Source organism: Haladaptatus pallidirubidus (assembly GCF_020700235.1).
Classification (GTDB): domain Archaea; phylum Halobacteriota; class Halobacteria; order Halobacteriales; family Haladaptataceae; genus Haladaptatus; species Haladaptatus pallidirubidus.
The window spans coordinates 266,241-283,592 of the sequence record NZ_CP085302.1; the positions used below are offsets into that span (position 1 = coordinate 266,241).

The 17,352-nt window shown below is 56.9% G+C and carries 13 protein-coding genes; 1 reads left to right on the forward strand and 12 read right to left on the reverse strand.

Going from position 1 to position 17,352, the window contains the following annotated elements; translation table 11 throughout:
- Nucleotides 1-402: 402 nt before the first annotated feature.
- The gene (locus LIX15_RS22115) at nucleotides 403-852 is read left to right on the forward strand and encodes a universal stress protein (protein WP_227777506.1); all 450 of its coding nucleotides are present in this window, start codon (nucleotides 403-405) and stop codon (nucleotides 850-852) included.
- A 1,596-nt stretch (nucleotides 853-2,448) separates the two neighbouring features.
- Here LIX15_RS22115 and LIX15_RS22120 read toward each other — a convergent pair.
- The 12 genes from LIX15_RS22120 to LIX15_RS22180 form a co-directional block, all read right to left on the reverse strand.
- The gene (locus LIX15_RS22120; RefSeq protein ID WP_227777507.1) at nucleotides 2,449-3,252 is read right to left on the reverse strand and encodes an alpha/beta fold hydrolase; all 804 of its coding nucleotides are present in this window, start codon (nucleotides 3,250-3,252) and stop codon (nucleotides 2,449-2,451) included.
- 388 nt (nucleotides 3,253-3,640) lie between these two features.
- Nucleotides 3,641-3,895, reverse strand: a complete 255-nt coding sequence (locus LIX15_RS33745) for a hypothetical protein (RefSeq protein WP_425556804.1) — start codon at nucleotides 3,893-3,895, stop codon at nucleotides 3,641-3,643.
- Nucleotides 3,896-4,347: 452 nt separating this feature from the next.
- Nucleotides 4,348-5,412: a mannonate dehydratase gene (locus tag LIX15_RS22130; RefSeq protein WP_227777508.1), complete on the reverse strand. Its 1,065-nt coding sequence runs from the start codon at nucleotides 5,410-5,412 to the stop codon at nucleotides 4,348-4,350.
- 396 nt (nucleotides 5,413-5,808) lie between these two features.
- The gene (locus LIX15_RS22135) at nucleotides 5,809-6,039 is read right to left on the reverse strand and encodes an SDR family NAD(P)-dependent oxidoreductase (protein WP_227777509.1); all 231 of its coding nucleotides are present in this window, start codon (nucleotides 6,037-6,039) and stop codon (nucleotides 5,809-5,811) included.
- A 496-nt stretch (nucleotides 6,040-6,535) separates the two neighbouring features.
- Nucleotides 6,536-7,777 (reverse strand): mandelate racemase/muconate lactonizing enzyme family protein, encoded by a 1,242-nt coding sequence (locus LIX15_RS22140; protein WP_227777510.1) that lies wholly within the window; start codon nucleotides 7,775-7,777, stop codon nucleotides 6,536-6,538.
- A 23-nt stretch (nucleotides 7,778-7,800) separates the two neighbouring features.
- A complete protein-coding gene (locus LIX15_RS22145; RefSeq protein ID WP_345412737.1) occupies nucleotides 7,801-8,361 on the reverse strand; it encodes a family 43 glycosylhydrolase in 561 nt (186 codons plus the stop codon).
- Nucleotides 8,362-8,491: 130 nt separating this feature from the next.
- Complete coding sequence (gene xacF, locus LIX15_RS22150; RefSeq protein ID WP_227777511.1) at nucleotides 8,492-9,940, reverse strand: 2,5-dioxovalerate dehydrogenase; 1,449 nt, start codon at nucleotides 9,938-9,940, stop codon at nucleotides 8,492-8,494.
- Between the two features lie 96 nt (nucleotides 9,941-10,036).
- Nucleotides 10,037-12,355 (reverse strand): glycoside hydrolase family 3 N-terminal domain-containing protein, encoded by a 2,319-nt coding sequence (locus tag LIX15_RS22155; protein WP_227777512.1) that lies wholly within the window; start codon nucleotides 12,353-12,355, stop codon nucleotides 10,037-10,039.
- A gap of 332 nt (nucleotides 12,356-12,687) precedes the next feature.
- Nucleotides 12,688-13,032 (reverse strand): hypothetical protein, encoded by a 345-nt coding sequence (locus LIX15_RS22165; protein ID WP_227777513.1) that lies wholly within the window; start codon nucleotides 13,030-13,032, stop codon nucleotides 12,688-12,690.
- A gap of 81 nt (nucleotides 13,033-13,113) precedes the next feature.
- Nucleotides 13,114-15,330: an ABC transporter ATP-binding protein gene (locus LIX15_RS22170; RefSeq protein ID WP_227777514.1), complete on the reverse strand. Its 2,217-nt coding sequence runs from the start codon at nucleotides 15,328-15,330 to the stop codon at nucleotides 13,114-13,116.
- On the reverse strand, nucleotides 15,331-16,347 hold the full coding sequence (locus LIX15_RS22175; RefSeq protein ID WP_227777515.1) for an ABC transporter permease: 1,017 nt from the start codon (nucleotides 16,345-16,347) through the stop codon (nucleotides 15,331-15,333). It abuts the gene before it with no gap.
- A complete protein-coding gene (locus LIX15_RS22180; protein WP_227777516.1) occupies nucleotides 16,337-17,335 on the reverse strand; it encodes an ABC transporter permease in 999 nt (332 codons plus the stop codon). The genes LIX15_RS22175 and LIX15_RS22180 overlap by 11 nt, the downstream gene beginning before the upstream one ends.
- Nucleotides 17,336-17,352 lie beyond the last annotated feature (17 nt).

Here is a 17,352-nt window from a genome sequence, read left to right on the forward strand (position 1 = left end):
AATACCATCCGCCATTGACTTTGACAGCGGTCTCATCGACCGCGACCTGCTCGCTTCTCAAGCTGGCTAAATTAGACAGTACCCTGCGTACAAATTTCTCACTGAAACGGTTGAGTAACTTTCACACATAGTTTCTTGGAAACCCCCGTCCCCTGTCCACTTTCGCTTACGGATTTAGGCGGAAGATATTAGTCTCCTCTGCTAAATACCGAGCGTTGACTGAGTAATTTAATGAAAAGTTTGAACAGACACAAACATGTTGACAACGTGGGTGCAGCGAGTCGAGGAACGCTCCCCAGTATCTGACAACGTGAAAATTAGCGGGCAGTTCAACTGAATTTTGCTGCGAACGCGTTGATCCGCCAGCAGCTATTTTCCGTGTGATCTCGTAATGGAACAACAATGTACGACCAAATACTGATCCCAACAGACGGGAGCGATGGGACAAAGACTGCAGTTAAACAGGCAATCACACATGCTCAAACCTATGATGCGGAGTTACATGTTCTGCATGTGATTGACCAGTCAGCAGTCGAGATCACTGCACCACCAACAATTGAGGGTATTTCGGCGGATGTCGTTCATGAGCAGCTTGATGAGCAAGGACAGTCGCTTATAAACGAGGTCACAGAAGAAGCGAACAAATCCGGTGTTTCCACAACAACAGAAATTGTCGAATATGGCCGTCCTCACGAAGAGATTCAGTCGTATGCAGCCGAGCAGGACATCGATCTTATCGTCATCGGTACGCACGGCCGATCTGGGCTCAATCGGCAACTCCTCGGAAGCGTTGCTGAAAAAGTTATTCGGACCGCAGAGGTTCCGATACTGGCTGTGCAGCTTGATGAATAATCGACTGGAGAATAGCTGCTGTGGATGGACGGTATTTGTGCTTTGTAGAGAGGCAAGTAGGTCGATTCCACTGCCCCTTAGATCTAAGGAGCAGTGAGTACCACCGCATTCGAATTCATACAGGCTTCAATTTGTGATACCACGTGGAAAAGACGAATGACGTATCTTCCCCGAGAATATGACAGGCTCAATGAATCACACCCCATTATTCCGCTAGTAATTCTCTGCACGTTAGAAGTTGCACCCGATGATGTAGTGTTCCCCAACGCATCACGCTCGAGAGCCGTCACATGTTCAGGTAGCTCCTCGCAAAACGTGATTTTCGCTTTGTAGGCATTTGAACTCCTTGCGTCATCGCATCCTCCTGAGCCGAATAACTGATTATCAGGATGCGCATCACTTTTGTCGTCGGTGATCACGATAGACAGGCGATTCTCAGATTCTTTGTACTTGGCACTCTCTACTGTTGCTACTTTACAAGTCCTCGATCCTACGAAGAGACGGCCAGTTATGAGCACTTGCTTCTTTTCGGCATTGAAGCTCACGGTCGGTGGTTTCTCTGGATCTCCCTAATGTTCCCTTGTCTCTGAGAATCTGAGACGACGTATATGTGATCACGCTACTACTCGACACGGGAGACGAGGTTTTGCTTCGTCCCTTACTGAGGCACCCACGAGTTGTGAAGGAGATCCCAGCTGTGAGAAGTGAAAGGACAGCTCAGCGTTTCATACTTTAATATTCATAGAATAGGGATAAGCTTCTCGATGAGTGAAATATTTTTTTAGATATGATTCCAGTAGATAATTTGGCGTGGTTTTGTGGAGTTACATAGCAATAACGCGATTTTGGATTATAATTCACGCTGAGAGAAATCACTACTCAATCGTGGTATGATATTCTAATAGATTGCCAAAATACCATTACAGCGAGGAGAATATATCAGAATATGATTAGTTCTCAAAAAACGATTGTTGCTCGAGGTTTTAGTTAATGATAAATAAGAGAACTCAATCTAGAACTCCCACAAATGATTTTTGTTTTTGAAGAGCGGTTGATCTGCACTACAAAATGCACACCGATTGATCTGGGAATCCCGAGATGTGTCTACTTCCGCTTGACCTTTTAGTAACAATAGATCGAGATCCGTTCTCAAGAGAGAAGTTATCTCTCAAAAACACCCATCAGATGCAGTATAATCACTCCGAGTCCAATCAAGGCAAACCAAATGAACGCATCAAGGCCAAAGAGATCTGGAAGTGGCGACCCACTGAGCTGAATCACGACTGCAGAAAGTAAGATCGACACGATACCAATCACAATGCCACGGAGACGGCGATGTTCAGTACTCATTGTTCCTATAATTCTTCCCAAGCTATATTATTTCCCTGTGTGTATTGCACTACGAACTGCACCGTGATCGAGAGAAGGGTACCGGGGGCGGTCTACTCCTGCTTATGAGGTTAGGGAGTAAAAATCGGATTCCTGCTGATTAGAGAGCGTGTATCTCTCTCCCTCTGTTTTCGGATGGTTGGCATGTTTACGTCGGTATAAAAATACGACGAGGCTGATTGCGACGCGACCACCGTCCATTTTGTGTTATTTGCTGAATTCAGTCAGTTCTTGGTTGAGTTTCTCTTTTTCCTCATAGAAGAGGGCATGACTACTCTCTTCGAAGGGAACGAGTTCTGAGTTTTCGATTCCGTCGTGGAGCTTCTCTGCTGTTAGCTCGAACGGACAGGCCTCGTCGTGAACGCCGTGACAGATGAGTGTCGGAACAGAGATGTCCGCGAGGTCGGACCGAAGATCTATTTCGCCGACTGCTTCGATAGAATCGGCCATGGCTTGCGGCGACGATTCCATGCTCATATTCTGGAGCCAATCTTTCAGCTCGGGGCTCGGTGCAGAGTGAAACATCGAGTCGCCGAAGTCACTACTTACCTTCGCCCGGTCCTCATAGCATCCCTGGGCAAGGTCCATGAAGGCGGCTTCATCGATGCCTTCCGGAAAGTCCGGTTTTTTGGCTAGAACAGGACTCGCAGCACCAAGCAGCGCCAATTTTGCCACGTGTTCCTCGTTATGTCGGCTCATATACCGGGTGACGACCCCACCGCCCATCGAAAAACCTGCGAGTGTCACATCCTCGACGTCGAGTTCGTCGAGAACTGCTTTGAGATCGTCAGCGAACATGTCGAAGTCGTATTCGCTCCACGGTTTACTTGACTGTCCGTAGCCACGGAGATCGATACCGATACACCGGATGTCCTCCCTCGGAAGTTGGATGTACTGATATTCGAACATCCTGTGGCTCAGTGGCCACCCGTGTACGAACACGACCGGAGTACCTGATCCCCAATCCTGAACGAACAAGTCCACCCCTTCCTCGACTTCAATTCGGGTCATGCTGACTAATATCTGGTCAACTGACGAGTATATATGTACTTTGGCAATGTTTATGACTAATTGACTGGCTTCTTTCCACAGAGAACATATATCTAGTTAATTGCGGTTGAAATTCCGCGTCTTAGGAGTACACGGGGGGTTGAACAATCAGTTTGCACTTAGAAGTGCTTCCAGCCACTCTCAACATGGAAGGGGGGTGCGAAATACGCCCTTCGAATTGCGCACTGATTTACTCGAGGGTATCGGGGGTTGAGCAACTTCCACTTAATAAATCATCGGCGTTGAATTAGACCTATTAAATACGTAGGTTGAAGAGGTGAGGTCTGATTGTATCACTGCCAGTTGTTGCACTATGGTACACTGCGGCCATCGTGTGGCGAAAAGATTGTTAACAGCAGTGAGGCTTGTGTTCCTCAATGAACGTCAGCCGCAGGTGGTCGTCGCTCAGAAACTCTATCGGCATCGCCATGTAGACCTCAGATTGCTGGACTGCCGAGAGGAGGGCCGTAAGGGACTCGTTCATCTCACAGTGAAGGTACACAAGGCCGTCTTCCTGGTTGGGGATATCGTAATGGAGAATGTTCGGGTTTCCTTGGAAACCCGGACGTTCGTGATCGTGGTCATTAAACCTCCCTTCTATCACTCAGTATTTTAATAATTATATTATCTACAATATACAATATCGGAGTAAGTGATAGGGGCCAGGTACGCCGTCAGCCAGCCGATATATCCATAAAATTTCGCTCGATACGAGCGATTTATGCCGAAAACCGCGAGAATCCGTTTATCTCCCTGAATAAGTATGTGGTTGTGTAGAGTCGGACGGCGACGCCCGTTAGGACGTTCACCGTCCGCTTATCATTGTGTTTGGTTAAGGCTGAAAGGCGAGGATAAGCAAATTTCGACTGGTCCAATGGCTGAAATCGTCCGCCTCAGCGGCCGTAGTGACTGTATTAAGTTTAGTAGAGAAGAGCAGACTCCGAGCAAGTTAATGAAGTTCGGTATTCGGTCCTGTCTTGCCAAATTATCGATTTAAAACACAATATATAGGGATGAGACAAAATTGGTTATTAGAATATAATTAGCAGTTGATCGTTATTCGTACCGAATGGTGTCAACGACGCCACGAAGGTAGCCGACAGTGAACCCACGTGCACGATGACGCCAATCGTCGTCTCCTTCTATCTTTGGGACATGGTCAGGAATGATTGCACCCTCAAAACCAACGTCGTCGAGGGTCTTGATCACTTCGACGGTGTTAAAATTACCTTCGTCGACGAAGGTCTCGTGGAACTTCGGGACAGTGCCGACGACATCACGGAAGTGAATGAATACGATTTGGTCGCGTTCAGCGAACCGGCGTACCACTTCGTTGGCGTTCTCCCCCATCTGAGAGAAACAACCCAGACAAAGCTTCAAACCGTGGTTATCGCTCGGAACAAGGTTCATAGCCCGTTCGAAATTTTCGACATTACGGAACAAGCGCGGGATGCCACCCATCGACTCAAATACCGGTGGATCGACTGGATGGAGCGCCATTTGGATCCCCGCCTCTTCGGTGACAGGGATTACTTCTTCTAAGAACGCTTCGTAGTTGGCCCAGAATTCCTCTTCTTCGTACGTTCGGTCAAGAGCCGGTGCAAGCGCGTCAGGATTATCGATTTCGTTGAGGTCGAACGCAGTCCCTGCCGCACCACCGCGCAGTTCAACCGGGGTGGTTCGCATTGGAACCACTCCTCGAGGGTTCCACTGGTAACCTAAGATGGGAATTTTTACTTCACCAAGATTATGAATTAATCGCTGTATTTGCTCGAGGGCTTCCTTTTTGCCTTCACGTCCAAACATGATATCGCCGTACAGAGAGTACGGAAGTGACTGAATTCCAGTGAGGGACAATCCGTGGGATTCGACTCGCTCACGAGCGGCCTCCAATTCTTCGACCGAGGGAATGGAATTGCGGCCTACGGCGACTGTATTTGCACCGTCTCGGTCATTGAACTCGTCTGGCTCTTCCTCCGTGTCGACGTGGTCGACGAAAATGTCCGTTGCGCCTAATTGGCGGATGTACCGGAGTCGGGATTCTGAAAGCGAACGCGTTCGAACACCGACTCGAATGTCACTGTCGGTAGCGGCACTGACGCGGGGAGAGCCTGCAACCATACGTGTAGTATCCAGTGGAGGGGGCATAAAAATCCAGGGTCCAGCCGGTACCGTCCGCTTCGTCACCAATCTACGGTAGAGTGGCAGTATTTGCTGAATGGTGGCACGAAGCCCTCTTCCCTAGCAAGTGTCCTTGATACGTGCAGGAGAATACAGCGATAATAACAATCACGTGGCGTATGATCTTAGTTGAACCTACCGATGACATGGCCTGCAGGATTGTAGAACCACACGAAAGATACAACGGTACTGTCTCCTCTTGTGTAAAGAAATCAAACAGAACGCCAGCACCGTCGCCGCAGCCAGTGGAGAACTCTTCATCATTTGTGGGAATACTGGTGAATGCGTAGTATTGACCGATGAGGTGCAGTCGCGACGCGCTCCATCAGCGTCCGTTCATCGGTCGTCGCTCGGAACTCGGAGCCGTTTTCGAGTTTTTCGCCCGCGAGCGGGGGTCTTGACGAACCCGGGAGCGACCGCGTTGACGCGAATCTCCGGAGCCAAATCTGCGGTGGCAGCGCGCGTGAGGCTGTTGAGACCGCTTTTGGCGGCGCAGTACGCGGCCCAGTTCTCGCGTGCTTGGTCGGCGGACATGGACGAGATGTTGACGATGCTACCCTCTTCCATCGTCTGCCCGATAAATCTGACGCGCGCGGAAGACCCCAGTGAGACAAACGTCGATATCTCGTTCCCACTCCTCAGTCATCTCGACCACCGACGCCTGTGCGACTGGCCCGGCGGAGTTTATGAGGATACTGACCAACTCGAGGGTCTCTCGGGCGACCGTATGGAGGTGCTCGATGGACGCTCAGTCGCGTACGTCGCAGGTGACTGCCGTCGTCACACCTCGGTCTCGAAGTTCCGTTGTGACGCTCTCAACGGCGTCTTCCGACCGACTCGTTCGACGATATCCGCACCCTCGTCGGCGAACTCAAGGGCGATTGCTCGTCAGATTCCGGTCGTACCGCCGATGACGACCGCGGTCTCACCGTCGAGTCTTCTACGTGGAGCAGGCTCGCTATCCATAGACGTAGGGTACCAATTCACAATGAAATTTATACTTGCCGAAAAATATACCTAACAGTGCGCTCGGACGGCACGACACGACAACTCAGGAGTTCGGTTACGCTTCGTCGAACAGGGTTTCTCCGTCGACCATGTGTTCTTCAACCGCATTGAGGTTGAGCGTGAGACCGATACCCGGCTTCTCCGGCACCGCCATCCGACCCTGTTGGATGAGGTCGTCTTCCTCGACCAAATCCTCCCACCAACCGAGTTGGTAGGAGTGGTACTCGACGGCAAGGGAGTTCGGGATGGCCGCCGCGACCTGCGCGGAGGCCATCGTGCCGATCGGCGAGGAGACGTTGTGCATCGCAACCGGGATGTAGTACATGTCCGCCATGTCAGCAATTTTTTGCGTCTCGCGCATGCCGCCAACGCGCGGGAGGTCGGGCGCGAGGATGTCGATGGCCTGTTCTTCGATGAGTTGGCGCTGGCCGTGTTTGCGGTAGACGTTCTCACCGACCGTAATCGGCGTCGTCGGTGCCGACTGCGTGACCTCGCGCTGAACGTCGTGATTCTCCGGCGGAATGGGATCTTCGAGCCACCACACGTCGTAGTCTGCAATGGCCGCCGCCAGCCGCTTCGCGCTCCCGGCCGTGAACGACCAATGACAGTCGAAAGCTACATCCGCGCGATCGCCGACCACGTCGGTGACGGCCTCGACGATGTCCACTTTGTGTTGGATTTCCGGCCCCCGGAGATGTCGATTCGCGCGGTCTTTCTCATGTCCGGAGGGAACGTCGAGGTCGAACTTCAGGGCGTCGTACCCGAGTTCGTCCACGACGCGCTCTGCTTCGCGGGCGTTGGATTCAGGTTCGGATTCGTCGCCGGCGTGGCAGTCACAGTAGATACGGACTTCGTCGCGGTACTTCCCGCCGAGCAGTTGGTAGGCGGGAACGTCGAGAATCTTTCCGGCTGCATCATGCAATGCAATCTCGATACCGGAGATGGCGGAGATGACTTTCCCCGAGATGGAACCCTCTCCGGACATCTTTTGGACGAGGTGTTCGTACAGGCGGTCTATATCGAGTGGACTCTCGCCGATGATGAACGGTGCCATGCGGTCGATGATTTCAGCGTCGCCACCGCCCCAGTAGGATTCGCCGGTGCCGACGATGCCGGCGTCGGTGTAGACGCGGACGAGAATCCACGGGTAGTTTCCGTCGACGATGGTCGTCTGCACGTCGGTTATCTCCACGTCTCGCGGGCCACTGCGTTCGGACGAGAGGCCCATCGTTTCCGCGGAGAGGTCGCGCATCGTATACTCTGCATTCGGGTCGCGAAGCTTGCGAAGGTTCGCCATGCATTCCACTTATTATGACCCGACTATTTCACGTTTGGCATAGATGCGAAGGTGTAGACACTGTCGCGCTCGTACAGGTGGGGTGCTTCGCAGAACGACCCCTCGATTCCGCACGTGTCGCCGACCGCTTCCATGACGAGATTGAGCGCCGTCCGCTGGATAGTTGTCTCGGCGAGCGTCGGGCCTGCGGCGTAGGTGAAGTAGGCGGTGCCGTCGTCGAAGAACAGGTCGGGGTCGAATCCCGGCGCGCCGATGTCGATCGGGTCGGACCATTCACCTGCGGGGTCGTCGGCGCTCACGACGAAGTGGCCGCCGCCATCGACGTGCGTCGTGACAAGGTAGAACGTGCCGTCGTGATGGCGGAGCGTCGGCGCGAAAATTCCGCCCGACGACCGCGTGTCACCGAGCACGAGTTGGCTCTCGCGCATGAGACAGTGCCCGAGGCGTTCCCCCAAGATGAGGTTGTCGCTGTGATAGAGCGGGACGCCGGGGAAGTAGTTGAACGAACTCGTCACGAGGTAGTAGTCGTCGCCAACCCGACTGTCGGGGTGACTACCCGGAAGGACTGGATTCTCGTAGGTCACGGCCGGGCGTACGCATCGGACCTGAGTAAAGATTCGGGGCCTGCAGTGCGAATCGAGCGGGCGAGCCGCTCCTCCCTGACGCACCGAGTAACAGTCGTGCGCGCGTGAGACGGTGTCCTATTGTCCTATCTCAGAAATTGTCGTAGACCGTTCGCTCGATGGTGTAGAAGTCGAGCCCGGCGTCGCCCTGCTCTCGCCACGTCTCGCTCGACGATTGCTTGAAGCCGCCGAACGGAACGTGGAGTTCGAGTCCGGTCGTTTTCGCGTTGATTTTCGAGACGCCCGCTTCGACCTCTCGAACGAATCGCTCGGCCTCAGTGTGGTCGTTTGTGACGATGCTGGCCGACAACCCGTACTTGGAGTCGTTCGCTGCGGCGATTGCCTCCTCGAAGTCGCTCACTGCGATAACCGCGAGAACTGGGCCAAACACCTCTTCTTGCGCGATGCGGAAGTCTCGCTCGACACCGCTGAACACGGTCGGCTCGACGTAGTAGCCGTCGCCGAAGCGGTCGCCGTCGGGCTGGCCGCCGCCGATTTCGAGCGTCGCGCCTTCGTTCTGTGCGACGTCGATGTAGTTGAGGGAGCCCTCCAATTCGGACTCGCTGACCTGCGGTCCCATGTCGTACTCGTCGCCGGGGCCGATTTCGATGTCCTTGGCGCGGGCGACCACGGCCTCCACGAACTCGTCGTGAATCGACTCGTGGACGATGGCACGCGAGCAGGCAGTACACGCCTGTCCGGTGACGCCGAAGGCACCTGCCGCGACGATGTCGGCAGCCTCGTCCACATCGGCGCCCTCGGTGACGACCGTTGGATTCTTGCCCCCAAGTTCGGTCTGCACGCGCTTGCCGTCGTCGGTGGCGCGGTCGTACACGAGGTGGCCGACTTCACCGCTCCCAGTGAAAGAGACGGCGTCGACGGCGTCGTGGGTGACGATCGCGTCGCCGACTTCGCTACCAGGGCCGGTGACGATGTTCCCGACGCCTGCCGGAAGACCGGCCTCGTCAAGCGCTTCGAGAATCGCGACTGCGACGCCCGGTGCCTCCGACGCGGGGTTAATGACAAACGTGTTCCCCGCCGCGAGTGCCGGCGCAATCTTCCAGGCGGGAATGGCGATGGGGTAGTTCCACGGCGTCACCAACGCGGCGACGCCGACCGGTTCGTTGACGGTGTAGAGGTTCGTCCCCTCGCTACTCGCGGATTTTACGCGACCGCCGATGTCGCGGGTCTTCTCCGCGTAGTAGTAGAAGATGTCAATCGCACGCTGTACCTCGCCGCCCGCTTCGGCGTGCGTCTTCCCTTCCTCGCGGGTGAGCAGCCGCGTCAGCTCGTCTTTCCGACTAGCGAGGTTCGCCGCGGCCTGTCGAAGAATCGCTCCTCGCTGGGGTGCGGGTGTGGTCGCCCACTCTGCTTGTGCCGCCGCTGCCGCTTCGACGGCCTCTCCCGCATCTCTCGCGTCGGACTGCTGGTACTCTGCGACGATCTCGGCCGGTTCAGCCGGGTCGGTGCACTCGAACGACGCTTCTGTCGAGGATTCGATCCATTCTCCGTTCACGTAGTTGTGAACTATCTGCGTCACGTATACTACGTCTCAGTAGAGGTACGAGATTCTTACGGTAGCGTCAAAGAGGCTGTTAAACAGGGATTCCTTCCGCCCAGCGCACTTCTCGGAGGATTACTCGACCTCGGTTTCAGAGAAGTATGTCCGTCCAGTCCGTGGGACGCGCTTCGAATCGCTCACCTCGACCGTCGCCGTCTCCGCAATCTCTGTCGCGGAGTGACCCACACGAAGTTCGAACGATCCCTCGGAAACGACGAGGTTCATGTCCGCGTCATGGTAGGCGAGTTGCGTGGCGTCCACCTCAAACGAGACGCGTTTGGACGCGCCAGCGTCGAGCGAGACTCGTTCGAACCCTTTCAGTTCCTGCACTGGTCGCGCTTGGTCGGGCGACTCCGCGTGGATGTACAGTTGGACGATGTCGTGACCGCTCCGGTCGCCGGTGTTCGTCACCGTAACCGTCGCCGTAACTGATCCCGACGGCGCGACCGTGTCGCTGGAGAGCGTCAGGTCGTCGTATGCGAAGTCGGTGTAACTCAGGCCGTGTCCGAACGGGTATAGCGGCGCGCTTTCGGTGTAGACGTGGTCGTTAGTCGCCGTGTTAGGTCGGCGGTTGTAATGTACCGGAAGCTGTCCGACCGACTGCGGGAACGAGACTGGAAGATGGCCACTCGGGTTGTAATCGCCGTAGAGCACGTCGGCGATTCCCGTACCGCCTTCCTCGCCCGGAAGCCACGCCTGCACTACGGCGGAGGCCGCATCGGCAGTCCACTCCAGCGCGTGGGGTTTCCCGCTGACCACGACGACGACGAGCGGTGTCCCCGTCTCGTGGAGCGCTTCGAGGAGTTCCTGCTGGACGCCGGGGAGGACGAGGTCGGTTACGTCCGATCCCTCGCCGCTCGTAGGGAGCGCGGGGTTCTCGACGTCCTTCTCGTCGGTGTCCGAGAAATCGACGGCAGACCGCGCACCGACGAACGCGAGGGTTACGTCCGCCGCCGCCGCAACCGCTGTGGCTGACTCGAAGCCGTCCGTACTCGGCCCGGTCGTCGTGCATCCTTCCTCGTATGCGACGTCTGCGTCGGCTCGTGCTCGGATAGCGTCGAGCGGCGTCGTTGCGTCCACCGTCACTTCCTCCGAGGGATAATGCGCCGGATAGGCGTAATCCCCCATCATTTCCTGGATGTCGTCCGCCTTTGGCCCAACCACGGCGAGCGAATCGAGATTCTCGAGCGGTAACAGGTCGTCTTCGTTCTTCAGGAGGACGATGGACTCGCGTGCGGCACGTTTGGTGAGCTCGGTAGCCGCCTGCGTACCGAACGCGGCGGCGACCGCCTCGACATCGACGGTCGGAGCGTCGAAGACACCTTTCTCGAACTTCATCTGGAGGACTCGCCGGACGGCGGTGTCAAGCGTCTCCTCGGCGAGTTCGCCGTTCTCGACGGCCGTCACGAGGTGGTCGCCGTAGCAGTCGGTGTAGGGAAGTTCCACGTCGATGCCCGCCTCCAACGCTTTCACGCCGGATTCGCGGTCAGAGTCCGAAATGCCGTGTTCCGCCTTGAGGAAGTCGATGCTGTAGTAGTCGGAGACCACTGTCCCGTCGAATCCCAACTCGCCGCGCAGCACATTGGTCAACAGCCACTCCGAACTCGCGCACGGGATGCCGTCGATGTCGTGGTAGGCGTTCATCACCGACTCCGCACCGGCCTCCTGGATGGCGGCCTCGTAGGGAAACATGTGTGTCTCTCGCAACACGCGGGAGCCGAGGTTGACCGAGGCCCGGTTCTTCCCGCCCTCTGAGGCACCGTGCGCGACGAAATGTTTCAACGTCGCGGAGATGCCCTCCGCAACCGACTCTCCTTGCAGTCCGGAGACGTACGCACAGGCCATCGCCGCGACGAGGTAGGGGTCTTCGCCGAACGTCTCCTCGACCCGTCCCCACCGCAGGTCGCGCGCTACGTCCAAGACCGGCGAGAGCGCGTGGACGGTTCCGATGGCTTCCATCTCGGAACGAATCGTCTTCGTAACATCAGACATCAGTGTCGGATTCCACGTGCTCGCCATCCCGATACCCTGCGGAAACGTAGTTCCTTCCGGCCCCATATATCCGCTTAGACACTCCTCGTGGGGGATCGCGGGGACGCCGAGGCGCGTCTCGCCGAGGATTTCCTGTAGCCCGTTCGTGATTCGCGCGGCGTCCGTCGGCGCGAGACTTCCTTCGCCGCCGAGGCGTGTCAGGTGGCCGATTCCGTCAGCCAGCAACTCCTCGGCGGTCTCGCGATCGAGCGCGCCGTCTTCGTCGAGTATCTTCTTCGCGTTGACGGAGCCGAGTTGGGCCGCTTTCTCGGTGAGTGTCATCCGCGAGAGCAAATCTTCGATTCGTCGGTCGGTTGGCATCGATGTGTCTTGGTACACGGCGGTCTCCGAACTCTCTTGCATCACACCTCGCGGATTTAGCGTGGTACGCCTTAACAATTCGGTACATCGTTACACGGTCGTGCCAACTCGGAGAAACGATTCGACCACGTCGAGCGAGAAGCCGTGGTCGACGAACCGATTGTACGTCTGCAGGAGCGAGTCGTACGCCCACCATTCGGTTCGCCCCAAAAGCGGACGACGGCAGTCGAAAGGCCGAGCTGTTTAGCGATTTGCCACCGTCAATCGGGATGAGGGGGAAGCATCCCCGTCGTGTCCATACCGACAGCTTCGGAAAACACGGTCAAATAGCTTGTGTGCCGCGAGCGAGTCAGCAGAGGGTGCAACCGCGGGAATCAGGTGCTCCCCTGCTGTTCGAGAATGTCCACGAACTCGTCCGCGAACTTGACCGTCCGCGTCGGTATCCCGTACCGTTCGGTTCCCATATCGTACTCTCGGAGTTTCGAAACCGTCGATTCCGTGTGATACATCGTCGTGACCGTCTCGCGCACGTCGATTCCGACCTTGCCGTCGTTGGTGTCGAGCCACGGCTGGGTTCGCTGCTTCTGGTCGTAGGTGATAGCGTACGTCTCACCGCTGACGGCGGCGACGATGTCGTCTACCGTGCCGATTTTGACCCTGTCGTCATCGGTGACAAGAAAGAGCGTTCCGTCCTCACATTCAGGCACGTATCGTTTCATCGGCTCGGTGTACTTCTCCTCGGGTAATAATACTCCTGTTACTCAGCGTGGGCTTTCCGAAAACGTGGAAACGGATCGCTGTCAGTTCTCTACAATGTCCTTTCGCTCTTCGTCCCCGCCGTCGAGCGGTTCGCTGTCCCAGTAGGCGTGATTCGGGTCTTCCCGGAAGCACGCCGCCTTCCCGTCCGCATCGTCGATGTTCTGTAATTCCGGCCGTTGCTCGCGACACGCTTCTCGGGCGACGGGACAACGCGTGTGGAATCGACATCCTGAGGGTGGATCGACGGGGTCGGGCACGTCTATCTCCCTGATCGGCGGGTCTTCGGCCTCCATTTCGTCGAGGTCGAGGTTCGGCGTCGCCCAGCGGAGCACCTCCGTGTAGGGGTGGCGCGGGTCGTGGATGAGCCGCTCGGCAGAGCCGATTTCGACGATTTCGCCGAGGTACATGACCGCGATGCGTCCGTCCCCGTGCTCGGCGAAGTACCGCGCGTTCGAGAGGTCGTGGGAGATAAACAGGAACGAGGTGTCGAACTCCGTCTGGAGTTCCAGCATCAAGTCCATAATCTCGATTCGGAGCGAGACGTCCACCGCGCTAATGGCTTCGTCGGCCAGTATTGTGTCCGGATCCATCAACAACGCCCTGGCAAGTGCGACGCGTTGTTTTTCGCCGCCCGAGAGCTGATGCGGGTATCGGTCGAGGAAGTCACCCGGTGGCGTCATGCCGACTCGCTCGATAAGCGAGTGAATCCGTGCTCGGCGTTCGTTGCTGCTGATGTTCGAATGCGTGTGCCGAAGCGGTTCCGAGAGGATATCTACGATGCGCCGATTCGGATTGAGCGCGCTTCCCGGGTCTTGATGGATTATCTGGAGTGCAGACCGAACGTCCTCGAACGGAATGTCCGCGTTGCCTGCCTTCGCCTCCCAGATATCGTGTCCGCGGTACTCTATCGAACCGCCGGTCGGTCGCTGGAGTCCGATCATCGTCTTCCCGAGCGTCGTCTTTCCGCAGCCGCTCTCGCCGAGGAGACAGACGAGGTCTTGCTCCTCGATATCGAGCGAGATGCCATCGACCGCCTGGACGACGTCCAGGTCTTTCGTGAACCGGTCGAACAGCCCTTGCTCCTTCTCGAAGTGGACTTCGACATCGTCCAGCGACAGCAGCGGCGGACCGTCGGTGTCAAGGCTCCAGCCGGACGTGGTCAGTTCGTCCTCGGCCGATTCGAGACGTTCTACCTCGGCACTCGTGTTACCGAAGTTGAGGGGTATCTCCTCGCGGGCTCGCTCCCAGTGGTGACAAGCCGAACGGTGGCGCCCACCGTCCTGAATCGGCGCGAACGGCGGGTCGTCACCCCGACACTCCTCGGTTGCGAGCGGACATCGCGGGTGGAATCGGCATCCGGATGGGACGTTCACCGGGGCCGGTCCTTCGCCTTCGATGGGTTGCATCTCCTTTAACGGTGCGTCCAGATTCGGCGTCGCGTTCAGCAACGCCCGCGTGTACGGGTGCGCCGAGTTGCCGATTACCTCGTCCCGCGGGCCGATCTCTGCGAACTGGAACGCGTAGATGATGGCCATCCTGTCGGCGAGCGACGCGACCAGCGGCAGGTCGTGCGTGATGAAGATAATCGTTAGGTCGTACGTCTCTTGGAGGTCGGCGAGCAGTTGCAGGATTGACCGCTGCATCAGCAGGTCGAGCGCGGCCGTCGGCTCGTCCATCACCAACACCTCCGGGTTGAGAACCATGCTCAACGCGATGAGCGCCCGTTGTTGCATCCCGCCGGAGAGTTCGTGGGGGTACGAATCGAGCACTCGCTCGGGTTCTAAGTAGAGGTTTTCGAGGAGTTCCCGGGCGAACTCCATTCCCTCGGAAACGTCCTTTTCGTGGGTCATAAGCGTCTCCTTGAAATGCGCCCCAATCTTCATCGTCGGGTTGAACGAACTCATCGCGCCTTGGAACACCATCGATATCTCCTCCCAGCGGAACTGTCGGAGTTCCTCGTCACTCAGTTTCAGCACGTCGATGGTCGAACCGTCCTCCCGGTGGTAGAGAATTCGCCCCGTGAGGACACCGGGGTCGGGGACGGCGTCGAGCAGTGCGGACGCGAACATCGACTTTCCGCTTCCGCTCTCGCCGACGATGCCGAGCACTTCCTCTCGCTCGATAGTGACATTCACGTCCTCCAAGACGTAATTCTCGCCGCCGCTGTAGGTGACGTTCGTGTCCTTGATTTCGAGAATCGGGTCGCTGACGTTGCTGTTCGACGCTGTTCTGTCGCTGGATAATCTGTTGGTAGCCATTTACATTATCTCCGTAGTCGATGTACTGCTCTCCTCCTCGATGGACTCTGACTCGCCCGTGAGTCGGGTTCGAACCCGTGGATTGAAGATTCGATCCATCCCCTGACTCACCAGAACGAGTCCGAAGGACAACCCGACGATGGCGATAATCGGAACGAGGAGCCAGTGGAGTGCCTGCATGGTGAACAGGCCACCTTGGTTGTAGGCGTTGTTCAACGTGACGCCCCAGTTCTGCCCGGTGTAGGGGAGCACACCGATGAAGTACAGCCCGACTGAGGCGAAGATGGTGTAGCGCGCGGCGAGCACGAAGTTCACCATCACGTACGGCATGATGTTTGGAAGCACGTCCTTGGCGATAATGCGCGGCGTACTCGTCCCCATCGTTCGCGAAGCTTCGACGTAGCTCGCCTCCCGGATAGAGAGCACCTGCGACCGTATCGAACGGCCCAGTCCTGCCCAGTAGTTGATGGTCAGGATGAGCCCGAGGAGAATCGGATTTTCGGGACTCAGCGTTATCGCCAGCACGATGACCAGTGGAAGTCCCGGAATCGCCATGAAGAAGTCGGAAATCGACGTGATGACGGTATCGACCGTCCCACCCTTGTATCCCGAGACGGTTCCAACGAGGATGGCGACGCCCGTCGCCCAGACTCCGCCTGCGACCACCATCAGAAGGATGAACGGCGTAGAGTCGATGATGAGCGCGAGCAAGTCAACGCCCGATAGGGTCGTCCCAAGCGGGTACGACCAGTTCTGGAACGGTTTGATGAGCCGACCTGCCTGATTGGGATTCGGTTCGCGCCAGAGTCCGAGCACTGCCACGGCCGCCATCAGGAGGTAGACGCTCAGGATGAGGATGCCGAGTCGCGTTCGCGTGTCTGACCACGCGACCACGGTTGGCTCGTACACCAACCGCCGGTACTTCTCTTTCAGTCGGTCGCGTCGGCTCATCTCGACCGACGAGGAACCGGAGCGCCAGTCGATGTCGTCCGACGTGGTGTCCGTCTCAGTAGCCATCGGAATCACCTGCGCTGATGCGGGGGTCGATGAATCCGTAGGTCATGTCCGCGATGAACACCGCGACGACCAGCGTCACCGTGATAACGAGGAAACATCCCATCATGAGCGGATAGTCGTTTGCATTGACCGCAGCTATCAGGTAGTCGCCCAGCCCCGGGTACGAGAATATCTCTTCAAGCACGACGGTTCCGCCGAGTCGGAACCCGACCAACAGGAGCAGCCCCGTGTACATCGGGAGGATGGCGTTCTTGGCGACATATCGCGTAGCGATTCTGGTGTCGGAGAGTCCCCGCAGTCTGGCGACTTCGACGTACTCCTCGCCAAGGACCTGTATTCCGTTACCTCGCATGTTGAGCGCCGTCGAGCCGATGCCGCCGATGGTGAACGCAAGGATAGGGAGCGTCGCGTGACGAAGGACGCTCACGTAGTAGTCCACTCCGATGGACGGAGTGAGTCCCCGCGTATGCGCACCGCCGGTGGGGAAGTATCCCCATTGAAACGCCAGCACGAACAGGAAGATAACGGCGAAGATATAGTACGGAACTGACATTAGGAATATCGATCCGCCCGAAATCCATTTGTCGAACATCGATCCTTCCCAGTACGCTTGAACTGCACCGATGAGGATGCCGACGACAAACATCAACACCGTCGAGGTCACGACAAGGAAGACCGTCCACGGGAGTGCCCGTGCGAGAACGTCCACGACCGGTTCGTTGAGCGAAATCGACTGCCCAAGGTCGAACTGGAGAACACCAGCCATGTAGTCGAAGTACTGTACGTAGAGCGGCGCGTCGGGCCTGATGTTCTGAAGCGCCTCGATACGAGCGTTGACTTGCTCGACCGGAATGCCCTGACGGATGAGTTGAACTCGGAGTTGCGTGAACGGCCCCCCGGGGAGCAGCCGAATCAACCCGAACGTGAGCGTTGCGACTGCGAAGATGGTCAGCGGGATTCGAGCTGCCCGTCTGAGGTAGTATTTCATTGTTGTAGCTTAGTAGC